The following is an 11,905-nucleotide window of genomic DNA, read 5'->3' on the forward strand; positions in this document are numbered from 1 at the left end:
GCAGGCGGGCGGAATATATTTTGACTTGTCGAAGCCCGCACAGCGACCTCGGGGCAACGAGCTATTTGCCGACAAGGCATTGAAGAAGCCACCGCAAGAGCGCGCGAAGCGCGCCGGGCGAAACAGAAGTTGACTTGTCGAAGCCCGCACCGCGGGCGGTGACGCCAATAACCAACCGATGGCACCCAAAGCAAGTGCGCCCCACAAAGAAGCGGAGCGCACCGAGTGACCGCTCCGGCGTCACTCCCCGCTATAGCGTTCGAACCACGCCAGGATATGCGCCACCTTGCTCATCAACTGTGTCGGCCGGTTGCTCAGGCTGTGCGAACTGTCGGGAATGCGCACGAGCGCCGCCGGCACATCGCGCAGCTTGAGTGCCTGGTAGTACTGCTCGGATTCCGGCATGGGGGTGCGGTAGTCGGCCTCGCCGGTGAGCAGCATGGTGGGCGTGTTGACCTCACCCACGCGCGAGATCGGCGAGTAGTCCATGTAGTGCTCCGGGTCTTCCCAGGGCATGGCCGGAAACCAGTACTTCGAGAAAAACGCCGAGGCATCGGCGTACAGCGCGAAGCTGAACCAGTTGATCACCGGCTTGGCCACCACGGCAGCCCGGAAGCGGTCGGTCTTGCTGATCGCCCAGGCGGAAAGCACCCCGCCGCCGCTACCGCCGGTGATGTAGAGCCGGTCGGAATCGACGTAATCGCGACCTTCGACGGCATCGACCGCGCTCATCAGGTCGTCGTGGTCCTGCGAAGGATAGGCGTGGTGGATCAGCTGCGCGAATTCCTCGCCGTAGCTGGTCGAACCACGCGGGTTGACGTAGAGCACCAGGTAGCCGGCCGAAGCGAACAGCTGCATCTCCGAGGCGAAGCGCGGGCCATAGTCGGCGTGCGGGCCGCCGTGAATTTCCAGGATGAGCGGGTACTGCTTGTCCGGATCGAAATCGGCGGGCTTGACCAGCCAGGCCTGGATACGCCGGCCGTCGTGGCTCGATTCCACCCAGATTTCCTCGGCGTCGGCGATATCGCGCCCGGCGAATAGCACGCCGTTGATATCGGTCAGGCGCTGGTTATCGCCGTCGCGTCCAACCGCCACGTCGGCCGGATGTGTCACGTCGGTGATCGGGAACGTGTAGGTACCGTTCTCGCTGACCGAGAAGCTGCCCGAGCCGTAGGGCCGGCTGTTGGAGACCCCGCCCATGTCGGCCGCCAGTTCGCGCATGTCGCCGCCGAGATCGGTATAACCCAGTCGGGTCACGCCCTCGCTGGTATATCGGAAATAAAGCCCGCGCGAGCGCCGATCCCAGACAGGCTGGACGACGGGCCGGTCGAGATCGGCCAGCAGTTGCTCGTAGTCGCCGGTATCGCGGTCCATTACATAGAGCCGCGACATGTGGTAACTCATGCGCTCGTCGTCGAAACCGGTGAACGCGATGTAGCGCCCGTCGGGTGAAACCACCGGCGAGCCGTGGCTGACTTCGCCCTCGGTGACCTGCTCGATCTCGCCCGAGTCGATATCGAGACGATGCAGATGGGAGCGGACCGGTTCGCGTTCGGCATCCTCGGCAAGGTTGGCGGCGAAGATCAGCGACTCGCCGTCAGGCGTCCATGCCGGGTTACTGCCGTGGTCGAGTTCGCCTTCGGTGAGCTGGCGCGGCGCACCACCGTCGGCGGCGATCACGAACAGGTGTCGATCGCCGGGCTTGAGATAGCCGGCTCCGTCCTGTCGGTAGTGCAGCCGGTCGATCACTTTCGCTGGCTCGGCCCAGTCGGCGCCCTCGGGCTTGCGCGGCAATTTCACCATCGGTTCTTTCGGGGTCTCGACCAGCATGCTGAAGGCCAGGTAACGTCCGTCGGGCGACCAGGCGATGCCCGAGGGTGCCGCCGGCAACTGCGACAGCTGCGTGGACTGGCCCGTCTCCAGCCACAGGATGTGGAGTTGCGCCCCGCCTTCACCGGCACGCACGAAGGCCACGCGCTCGCCGTCGGGCGAGAACCGCGGCGACAGGTCGCGCTGCATGCCGCTCGTCAGGGGCCGGTGGTCATCGCCGTCGGCGTCCATGTGCCAGAGATTGGATCGCCAGCGATCGGACTGGCGATCGGCAAAGTTGCGCACGTAGACCACTTCCTCACCATCGGGCGCAATCTGCGGATCGGAGGCCCATTCCATCGCGAACAAATCTTCGAGCGCGAAGGGCGCGGCCAGGGCCGGCAACGGCAGCAGGCAAACGAGCAGCACAACGGAGACAAGGCGTTTCATCGGCAAATTTCCTGTGGATCGGTTTCAAAAGCAGGCGAACATCATACGACGGACACGCTTCGGTGAGCACACCCCTCTGTCGCCCCGGCAAGCCGCTTTCCTGACGTCCCGGAAACGGCGAAAGCCGTTATCCGGGACCTCCCACCCATCGATAGTCACTGACCAAGGCCGTGCCGAAATACAGTTTGCGAGGTCCCGGATAATCGCTCGCGCGATTTCCGGGACGACAGGGAAAGCGATTTCCGAAACGACAGAAAATTCAGCGGTCGCGAACGGCCTCGTGCCATTCAACCGGATCGACCTTGAAGCACTTCTGCATTTCCTCGTACAAGTCCGGGTGCTCGCGCTGGAGCTGGCGGGGCTTTTCGTAAAACGTCTCGACCAGCACGGCGAAGAATTCCTCCGGCGCGGTGGCGCCGTAATGGTCCAGCAACTCACGCGTGCCTTCACCGGCCTCGTGCCTGAGTTGCTCGAATTCGCGCTTCATCACCCGCGCCCAGCTCACGTATTGCGAGCGCTGGTGCAGGATCGGCGCGCCGTCGATCGAACCGTCGGCGCCGTCGAGCTTGTGGGCGAACTCGTGCAGGATTACGTTGTGACCGTCCTTGATGTCGCGGCTGCCGGCGAGGGCGGAGTCCCAGGACAGCACCACCGGCCCCCGGTGCCAGGATTCCCCCAGACGGGCGGAGGGCCCCACCGACTGCACCAGGCCGTCGTAGCTGGTGTGCTCCGACACGAAGGTGCTGGGGTAGAGATAGATCGTCGAGAAGTTGGCGTACTCATCGTGCGGCCGGTTGAGCAGAAGAATGCAGGCATTGCCGGCAATAGTCACGCGCATCTCGTCGGTCACCTCGAGACCGCGGAAGCCCTCGAAGGTCTTGTCGTGCAGGAACAGCTGGATGTGACCATGCAGTTCTTCCTTCAGATCCTCGGGCAAGCCACGGTAGAGCGGCACGTTGCGTTCGAGGATTTCGCGCCACTCGGCCGGCAGTGGACGCTCGGCAATCCGGCCGCGTCGGTGACGCTTCCAGCGACCCCACAGCCACCAGGCGACACCGACCAGCGCGACAACGAGCAGAATCTCCATCGACTCACGCCTTCAATCCAGACATCCGGAATCGCAATCAATCACGCACGGCATCCTGTACCCACTGGAAGGAATACCAGAAATAGTCGCCGCTGCCGTCGGCGGCCGGCGCGGTGCAGTTGATCTTTTTGCGGCCGGTCGAGCCGCGTCCACCGATCGTGATATCGAGCCGATGCGGCGGTCCTTCTTCCAAGGCCACGTTGAGTCGCTCACCGCCGCCGGAGAAGCATGCGATCTGCCCATGGCGGTAGCCGCCGTCGGCCAGTTTCAGCCGCAGCGACTCGACCGGTTCGCGCACGCCGTCGCCCGGTGGCGACGGCTCGGAATCGATCACCGGCAGTGGGCGTGCGTTGACCGCCAGGGCGAAGCGATCCATGCCGTCGAAGCCACTGGCCATCGGAAAGCGCGGCACCGACAACGGATCGGTGTATTCGCCGACCGCGCCCGAGCGCTGCGCCAGGGCGAATTCATGCTGATCGCCAACCACTTCCGCCAGCGCGGCCGAATCCTCACCATAGGGATAAGCGAAGACAACCGGCTCAACACCGATTTCCTCCGAAATACCGCGGTCCGCGCGTTCAATATCGGCTTCCACCCGTTTCTCCCAGTCCGATTCGCGCTCGCCGTCGCGCCGCGCGATCAGGTGGCCATGGCTGGCGCTGTGGTTACCGATGGTCACGCCGTCCTCGTGCAGCGTCCGCAACTGCTCCCAGTCCATGTAGGGCGAATGGCCGGCATCGACGGCATCGGTGTTGACGAACACGGCAAACGGCCAGCCGCGCTCTCGCAGTTCCGGCCAGGCCTCCGTATAGACCGACTCGTAGGCGTCGTCGAAGGTGATCGCGACCACCTTGTCCGGCACCGCCTCCTCGCCGTCGATGGTCGCGGTCAACAGCCGCTCCAAGGGCCAGATTTCGAAATCATGTTGGTCCAGGTAGTCGAGATGCGCCTCGAAGCGTTCGGGCGTAACGCTGGTCGACGGCGGCGTTTCGTCGCTGACGTGGTGGTAGAGCAGGATCACGCCGTGCCGGTCCTGGGCCGAATCGGCCGGCACGCAGCCTGCCAGCAAGGCGATCACGGCAAGCCATCGCATTATGCTCATGCTCCTCCGGCGGAGGCCGCCGCGGCCGTCGCGCCCGAAGTCTCGTCGGTAACCTGCCCGATCAAATCGCGGTTGGCGCGAATGATCAGCTTGATCTCCTCGACGTAGGCCTCGCGGCGCTCGGAGTAGCGAATCAGGCCGTCGGCCAGCGCCAGCGCGCGCGGCCGTATCTCCGCTTCCCGCTCCGCCTCCCGAATGCGTCGCAGCGGCAGGTAGGAGCGATGGGTATTGAGATTGTTGATATATCGCCGGACCGAATGGCGCACGGAATCGAACGCGGCCACTTCGTGCGCGGCGTCGGTATTGCGCCGGGAGGGAACGATGCCGCAACCGCGAACGTAGCACCAGTGGCCGAACAGGTTGTTGCCCAACCGGGCAAACCGTGACCGGCCCCAGCCCGACTCCTTGGCGGCCTGCACCAGCGCCAACGGCGTCGGCACCATGTCGACGCGTCGCAGCAACAGCGACAGGGTCTCCTCGCGCGAGTCGCCCGGCCAGGCCAGTTCGTACTCGGCGGCCAGCTTGCGCATCCAGTGCCGATCGAACAGGGGCAGCGATTGACCGTCCTCGACCTCCGGGGCGATCTCGAGCAGCTTGCGACGCTGCTCGAGCACACGCTGGTTCTCGCTTTCGACGATCGGCGTCAGGAATTCGAAAAAGGCCTCCTTGCGTGCATCGGCCCGCTCGATGCCGGTGAAATCGGGCAGGGTTTCCGGTTCCGGACCGAACAGGGCGTAGAGCGCAACCAGCGCCATGGCGACAAGCGCCGCACCTTCGCCGCCCCACTGCGGCGGCAGTCGGTCGATCAGCCTTCTGGATGATTCTTCGTTCCGTGTTGTCTCGTCAGTCATGCCCATAGTTTGCCACCAAGCGGTGAAACTCATCGTTAAGGACGGGTGATTGCCGGGAAGGCAGGCGTTGTTCTTTACGACGACTCGCTATGCCGCCGGAAGAAATCGGCCAGGTTGGGGGGATGATACTCGGAGTCGTCCTGCCACCGCCGCTCCGCGCTGGCGTCCACGATTTCGCCGGAGTGCCTGGGCGGCTCGTCGGCGATCGGTCGATGCCAGCGCGGAATCAGCCGGAACAGGCCGCGGCGGCTGCGCGCCGGGCCCTGGAAGACATCGGGTTCTGTCGAAACCGTGTCGAACGCCAGCCCGCACTGACGTGCCTGCCGCATCATCCAGTCGAAGGTGATGTCGGATAGCCCATCGTTGGGGCTACCACCTCCGACATCGCCGTGCACGCCCACGAACCATCGCTGCTCCATGATCTGCTCACCGGCGTCGGGATGACGCCGCCAGCGCGTGGCCTGGAAGTGCCGGCGCTTCTCGTCGATGGCCAGGGCGTGGTACGCACAGCGCACATTCGGCCCGAGCCGGGTGTCGTGGAACTGCACGCGGCGGCTGAGCGGACTCTTGTGCAACAACAGCGGGTTACCCAGTGCGCCAACGGTATCCCACACGCCGATGAATTGAATCGGCGTCCGGTGTCCCCAGGTGAAACGTTCGCGAAACCGGACGGCCTTTGCTGCATCCGGATGCTTGAGCGGCGAGCGCGACTTGTACAGATCGAAAGCCGCGTCGACGCGATCGGCGAATTCGTGCCTGAGAATGCCGGCGTTGTGGATCATGCCGGCGAGGCTTCGTACGGTGAAGGCGCCGCGGCTATAGCCGAACAGGAACAATTCATCACCGGGCTGGTAGTGCTTGACCGCGAAGCGATAGGCATCCTTGAGGTTGTCCGACAGGCCCCAGCCGGTGGCGCCGGCAAACCAGCGGTACAGCCAACTGCCGTCGCTGCCCACGCCCGGCCCGTAGTACACACGCTGCTCGACACCCAGCGAATCGGTCCCGGCAACCACTTCGGCCAGCCGCACCACGTTCGTAGGCGCCGACTCACCGTTGCGCTTTCGATCGGCCGAACTCCAGGTGCCGTCACAGCAGATGACGATGCGCTTCATGACCCAATCCCCGATTCCCCGGAGCGATGCTACTGGTGCGCAACCGAACCTTCAATTCACGCCAAGTTGTCGTCCCGGCCTTGAGCCGGGACCTCGCACGCTGGGTATCAGCAAGGTCCGACTGACTGCCGACGGCAAACTGCGGGGTCCCGGATAACCGCTATGCGGTTTCCGGGACGACAGGGATATAGCTAAAGGGCGTATTCGATGATCATTTCCAACGCTTCATCGCGCGAAATCACGCCGTCGTGGTTGGCATCGAACTCGTCGAAGATTTTCGAGCTCACGCCTACGCCGTGCTCGCCGGTCAGGCAGCGCACCAGCTCAACGAATTCGCCGCGCGAGAGCACGCCGTCGCCGTTGGTGTCGACTTCCTTGAACATCGCGTCGACCAGTTCTTCGCGTTTCATGCCTGTTTTGCTCCGTAATTCAGTGCGGGACGATCTCGGGGAAAAGATAACACCGAATGATTGAACCGTTTCCCCCGATGGAGGCACTTTTGGTGCAAGAACGAGGTAAATGGCCGGGAGTCGCCGTTGTGAACTGGCTTTGTTCGCCGGAGCTGTCTATTCAGTCTGGATAACGCCGCTTAAGTTGAGTAGCATAAGCATGGACGCGCCCGTAGCTCAACTGGATAGAGCATCAGGCTTCGAACCTGAGGGTTGGGGGTTCGAGTCCTCCCGGGCGCGCCAGTTCTTCCAGCCTCTCGGCGACTTATGAGTGAACCGCAGGTCTCGTTAGCCACAGGCGATCAAACCGCAGAATCACCTCAGGATTCGAACCTTCCAAGTTGACCCGCCGCAGGCCGCTGCATAGACTTGACAATCCTGGGGGAAGAATGGTCCGGATGGCCGCCTCTCCCCGTATAGGCGAATGGCAGTCCCTCCGCGCCCAAGCTCATTCCATCGGGAAGTCGAGACATGCCTACTTCATCGCCCGCCACTCGCGGCTTTTCAGCCCCGCTTATCAACCTGATCGCCATCGCATGCCTGCTCGCTGCGCAGCAGAGCCTGGCCCAGGACCGGCCGCAACTGGCGCCGGAACAGCCGTCCGCCACACCACTTGCCGCGGCCGCGCCGATCCAGGACCGACCGATTACCGATGCGCCGAAGGCGCGCGCCACTCGCGGAGGGATCGTTCCCGAACCCCTCGATGAGCGCGGGCAAGCCAGCTATCTCGTTCGCTTCACCGAACAGCCCCTTGCGATGAGATCCACGGCGACACGCGGGCAAACGGGTCGTCTGCAGGTCGATGCACCGGCGTCGCAAGCCGTCCTCGAGGAACTCGAACAGACCCAGGACCGGCACCTCCAGGCCATCGGAGAGCGGGTCAGCCGGAATGTGGCGCTCAAGCGACGCTTCCGAATCACCGTCAACGCCGTCGCCGTGCGCCTGAGTCCCGACGAGGCGCGCGAGGTGTCCAGACTGGATTCGGTCGCGCACGTCGAACGCAACTACGCAGCCGCACCGAATACCGATGCCGGCCCCGAGTGGATCAATGCACCTGACATCTGGGACGGCAGTGCGGTCCCGGGCATGACCGGCAGCAGGGGCGAGGGCGTGATCATCGGGATTGTCGATACCGGCATCAACATGCAGCATCCCTCCTTCGCCGAAACCGACGCCGATGGCTATACTCATACCAACCCGTTCGGCACCGATCAGTTTGTCGGCTGGTGCGATCCGGCCCATCCCGATTTCGATCCGGCGTTCGAGTGCAACAACAAGCTCATCGGCGCCTGGGACTTTACCGGGGAGGGCGACGGACCCGAGGACAGCAACGGACACGGCTCACATGTCGCGGCCACCGCGGCCGGCAATGTCGTGGATGCCGCGTTCTTCGACTACCAGCCCCGCATCTCGGGCGTGGCGCACCGGGCCAACCTGATCAGTTACGACGTCTGCATTGATAGCTGCAGGACGGTGGATGTGGTGGCAGCGGTCGAGTAGGCCATTGCCGACGGCGTCCATGTCATCAACGAGTCCATCGGCATCGGCGGCGACGTGTTCGAAGGGACCAAACAGCAGGCCTACCTCGGGGCTGTCGAAGCCGGCGTCGTCTACGTGCGTTCGGCCGGCAACTCCGGGCCAAGACCGGGCACCGTGGGGCCGGAACCGCCCTGGGTGATCTCGGTCGGCAGCAGCACCCACAACCGCTCCGTCGATATAAGCACTGTGGTCGATGCCGCCGGCATCCAGGATATTGCCGCCGTACCCGGGACCGGTCCGGAAATCACCGCCGACATTTCCGCCGATTTGATCGACGCCGCCGAGGCTGACACCGGAAACGGCAATGGCTGCACTTCCTTCCCGCCCGGCACGTTCACCGGCGCCATTGCCCTGGTCGACCGCGGCACCTGCGCCTTTGCCGACAAGGTCAATAATGCCGATGATGCCGGAGCCGTCGGCGTAATCGTCGTCAACAACCAGGCGGGCTCACCCATCACAATGGGCGGACTGGGAGACACCACCATTCCGGCAGTCATGATTTCCCTGTCCGACGGCCAGGATGTCCGCACCGCCATGAGTGGCATTGCCGATCCCCAGGCCACCCTGCATCCGACGACCGTGGCCGTGACCACCGACAATGCCCTGGGCGACATCATGAGCACTTTCAGCTCACGCGGACCGGGCGAGGTCGATGTACTCAAACCCGATGTATCCGCGCCGGGCCAGAGCATTCTTTCGGCGTGGCGTGTGGATGGCGACCCGGGCACCGGCGATCCGGTAACCTACAACATCATCAGCGGCACCTCCATGGCCAGCCCCCATACCGCCGGCGCGGCGGCATTGTTGCGCGCCAGCAATCCCGGCTGGACCGTGGCCGAGCTCCACTCGGCCCTGATGGGCACCGGGCAATGGGAAACCCTGCGCAAGGAAACCGGGGCCGACGCCGATCCCTTCGACATCGGCGGTGGCCGAATCGAGCTCTCCAGGGCATCGATCAGCCGACTGGTTCTCAATGAAACCGTTTCCGGCTTCGAGGCCGCCAACCCGGCAAGCGGCGGCGACCCGCGCACCCTGAACCTGGCCAGTCTCACCGACAGCGAGTGCAACCGGACGTGCTCGTGGACCCGCACGCTGCGCAGTTCAGCACTCGACACCCGGACCTGGGAAGCGACCTACATCGGCGTCGGCGATGCGACCATTTCACCCCAGAGTTTCAGTCTGGATGCCGGCGAGACCGTGGATCTCACCATTGAACTCGATCTCAGCCTTGGCGACCGGGAAACCTGGAATCACGGCCGGGTGGTGCTGACCAACACCGACGGCGACGCCCCGGACTTCAACCTGCCGGTGGCCGCCTTCCTGCAGATCGGCAGCTCGCCGTCAGAGCTGTCCAAGACCGTCGATCGTTCGAGCGCCGAACGCGGTGCGACACTGACATACGATCTCACCGCCGCCCCGGTGAGCGCCGGCAACTACACGCTGACCGACCCCCTGCCCGCCGGAATCAGCTTCGTGCCCGGTTCGGCCACCGGCGATCTGACATTCGAGGCCGGCACCAACACACTGGCCTGGAGCGGCGAGTTCGCGGGGGCAGCCCTCGAGATCAGTTCCGGCACCAGCCCCTTCGGCTACCTCCCTCTGGGCGACCTTGACGTCACGCCTCTGGGCTGCCCGAACAATTGCGACGAGGGCGGTTTCATCTTTTCGGGGCTCGACTTCTTCTACATGGGCGAGCACTACACCCAGGCGATCATGTCGATCAACGGCACCATCGAGGTCGGCGACGATAGCGGTATCGCCAGTAGCTGGTCGAATCTCGACATGCCCGATCCCGAGCCACCCAACAACCTGCTGGCGCCACTCTGGACGGACCTCGATCTCACGGACTCTGGTCAGTGGTACATGGCGACGCTGGAAGGCGAATCAGACGATTTTCATGTCTTCGAATGGGAGAATGCGCCCATACATTCCGACTGGGGACTGCCTGATGTCCGATTCACCTTCCAGATCTGGATCCAGGCGGGCACCGACAACATCTGGTTCGTCTACGGACCCATGGTGTGGAACAGCGGTGGCACGGAATGGTCGTCTGCCACCGTCGGCGTTGAAGACTCAACCGGCGAAATCGGCGAAAGCTGGTTCTTTAACGGCAGCGGCAACCGGCCGGCCGAAGGTGATGAACTGGTCGTAACCGGCAACGCCCAAAGGCGACAATTCAGCTTCCAGGCCACCGTGGACGATGAGCCACTCGGGCCCATCATCAACGAAGCCACCCTGGAGAGCGATACCGAAAGCATCGAGGCCTGGGCCACCTTCGAGGCGCTATCGGGTATCTTCTGGGACCGCTTCGAGGCAGACGGCGAATAGGCATCGATCCGTAACGCCCGGTCCCGGTGCGATCCGGGGCCGGGCCATGCGGGAACGCTCATTCAGCAGGAAGTACCGCCGCCGCAAAGATTGGTGCCTATCTCGGTACAGCCCTTGAGTGCAAGGGAGGCGTTGCCGATCAGGACGTTTCCTTTCACGCCGGACGCCACTGCATCGGCATTATCAGGATCGCAGTCGATGCCGTCATCACCGTTATTATTCACCGTACTGTCGATCACGCTGCTGTTCCCACCCCGGAGGAAGATGCCGTTGCCGGTATTGTCCGTGACGCTGGATCCGCGCACTAAGCCGCCGGAATCGATATCAATACCTCCCTCGCCGTTGCCGTCAGCCACACTGTCGACCACTACACTTTGCGAGCCGAAGACTCGGAAGCCGTCCTTGCCGTTTCCGAGCGCTCTCGTGTTCTTGATTGAGCTGTTGCCGCCCAGGATAAAGACACCATCGTTGCCATTACCTTTCGCCACTGAGTTCCGGACGGAGGAACCATCGGAGGCACTGATGCCGTCCCTGCTGTTGTTGCGCGCAATGGATTGACTCAGGATCAGTCCCTGGTCGCCATTGACTCCATCGAGTCCGTTACCGCTGGCCCGGATATCACGCGCTGTGGACCCCGGACCCAGGAAGATCCCGGTGTTGCCGTTACGGCGCGCAGACACACCGCGTGCCGTGGAATCGGCTCCCAGATTGATGCCGGCACTCCCGTTCTCGTAAACGCGCACATTGAGAACTTCCGCACGATCATCGAGATAGATCCCCATGCCGGGCACTCCGGACACCTTGCCATTACGGACCGTCACATCGGTGGCAATGGGTCCGCGAATGCCGGCTTCCGACGAATCTCCGCTGCAATCGGTCACCGGTGTGCCGTTGCAGGTCTCAGGCCCGATGATGGCGAAGCCATTGAGGTCTATGGTCACATTGCCGGTCGAAAGGTCCAGACCATTAGTTGCAGCGGGCACGTTCAGCCCGCTGGTCAGCACATAACTGCCCGACTCCGGAATTTGGACCGGAAACCCGGGTGAGTCGCCACTGAAGCAGCCGTCGCCCTCGGCGCAGGCCTGGTTGATCTCGAATACGCCTTCATCGCCTACCGCGTTCACCGAAACCAGTATCACCATCAAAAACACAGGAAACGCCAGTAGTCTGAACATCAT

Annotated in this window: 8 protein-coding genes, 1 tRNA gene and 1 pseudogene; 3 read left to right on the forward strand and 7 right to left on the reverse strand. The window is 63.5% G+C overall.

Features of this window, described 5'->3' with window-relative positions; genetic code table 11:
* Positions 1-240 precede the first annotated feature (240 nt).
* The 6 genes from DZK26_RS04290 to DZK26_RS04315 form a co-directional block, all read right to left on the reverse strand.
* Entirely contained in the window at positions 241-2,259 is a 2,019-nt protein-coding gene (locus DZK26_RS04290) for a S9 family peptidase (protein WP_116898953.1), read from the reverse strand.
* A 259-nt stretch (positions 2,260-2,518) separates the two neighbouring features.
* A complete protein-coding gene (locus DZK26_RS04295) occupies positions 2,519-3,346 on the reverse strand; it encodes a zinc-dependent peptidase (RefSeq protein WP_220337232.1) in 828 nt (275 codons plus the stop codon).
* Positions 3,347-3,383: 37 nt separating this feature from the next.
* Positions 3,384-4,439 (reverse strand): polysaccharide deacetylase family protein, encoded by a 1,056-nt coding sequence (locus DZK26_RS04300; RefSeq protein WP_181935611.1) that lies wholly within the window; start codon positions 4,437-4,439, stop codon positions 3,384-3,386.
* Positions 4,440-4,444: 5 nt separating this feature from the next.
* Entirely contained in the window at positions 4,445-5,299 is an 855-nt protein-coding gene (locus DZK26_RS04305; protein ID WP_181918462.1) for a glucosaminidase domain-containing protein, read from the reverse strand.
* Between the two features lie 74 nt (positions 5,300-5,373).
* On the reverse strand, positions 5,374-6,411 hold the full coding sequence (locus DZK26_RS04310) for a DUF2235 domain-containing protein (protein WP_116898950.1): 1,038 nt from the start codon (positions 6,409-6,411) through the stop codon (positions 5,374-5,376).
* A 191-nt stretch (positions 6,412-6,602) separates the two neighbouring features.
* Complete coding sequence (locus DZK26_RS04315) at positions 6,603-6,908, reverse strand: EF-hand domain-containing protein (RefSeq protein ID WP_258870892.1); 306 nt, start codon at positions 6,906-6,908, stop codon at positions 6,603-6,605.
* 118 nt (positions 6,909-7,026) lie between these two features.
* On the opposite strand from DZK26_RS04315, the gene DZK26_RS04320 reads away from it, so the two are divergent.
* From DZK26_RS04320 to DZK26_RS14500, 3 genes and pseudogenes are all read left to right on the forward strand, one after another.
* Positions 7,027-7,103 (forward strand) — tRNA-Arg (locus DZK26_RS04320).
* A gap of 228 nt (positions 7,104-7,331) precedes the next feature.
* A pseudogene (locus tag DZK26_RS14495) lies at positions 7,332-9,254 on the forward strand (S8 family serine peptidase); the annotation flags it as partial.
* Positions 9,255-10,727 carry a DUF11 domain-containing protein gene (locus tag DZK26_RS14500; RefSeq protein WP_258870893.1) on the forward strand — a complete coding sequence of 491 codons (1,473 nt, stop codon included), beginning with the start codon at positions 9,255-9,257 and terminating at the stop codon, positions 10,725-10,727.
* A gap of 62 nt (positions 10,728-10,789) precedes the next feature.
* Here the strand turns inward: DZK26_RS14500 and DZK26_RS04335 are convergent, their stop codons facing one another.
* Complete coding sequence (locus tag DZK26_RS04335) at positions 10,790-11,902, reverse strand: right-handed parallel beta-helix repeat-containing protein (protein WP_181918461.1); 1,113 nt, start codon at positions 11,900-11,902, stop codon at positions 10,790-10,792.
* Between the last annotated feature and the right edge of the window lie 3 nt (positions 11,903-11,905).

Source organism: Wenzhouxiangella sp. 15190 (genome assembly GCF_003417465.1).
Lineage (GTDB): Bacteria > Pseudomonadota > Gammaproteobacteria > Xanthomonadales > Wenzhouxiangellaceae > Wenzhouxiangella.

Bases quoted from the DNA above. Each gene is read 5' to 3' on its own strand.
- DZK26_RS04305 (WP_181918462.1), bottom strand. From the start codon at position 5,299: ATGACTGACGAGACAACACGGAACGAAGAATCATCCAGAAGGCTGATC.
- DZK26_RS04335 (WP_181918461.1), bottom strand. From the start codon at position 11,902: ATGTTCAGACTACTGGCGTTTCCTGTGTTTTTGATGGTGATACTGGTT.
- DZK26_RS04295 (WP_220337232.1), bottom strand. From the start codon at position 3,346: ATGGAGATTCTGCTCGTTGTCGCGCTGGTCGGTGTCGCCTGGTGGCTG.
- DZK26_RS04310 (WP_116898950.1), bottom strand. From the start codon at position 6,411: ATGAAGCGCATCGTCATCTGCTGTGACGGCACCTGGAGTTCGGCCGAT.
- DZK26_RS04300 (WP_181935611.1), bottom strand. From the start codon at position 4,439: ATGCGATGGCTTGCCGTGATCGCCTTGCTGGCAGGCTGCGTGCCGGCC.
- DZK26_RS14500 (WP_258870893.1), top strand. From the start codon at position 9,255: ATGGGCACCGGGCAATGGGAAACCCTGCGCAAGGAAACCGGGGCCGAC.
- DZK26_RS04290 (WP_116898953.1), bottom strand. From the start codon at position 2,259: ATGAAACGCCTTGTCTCCGTTGTGCTGCTCGTTTGCCTGCTGCCGTTG.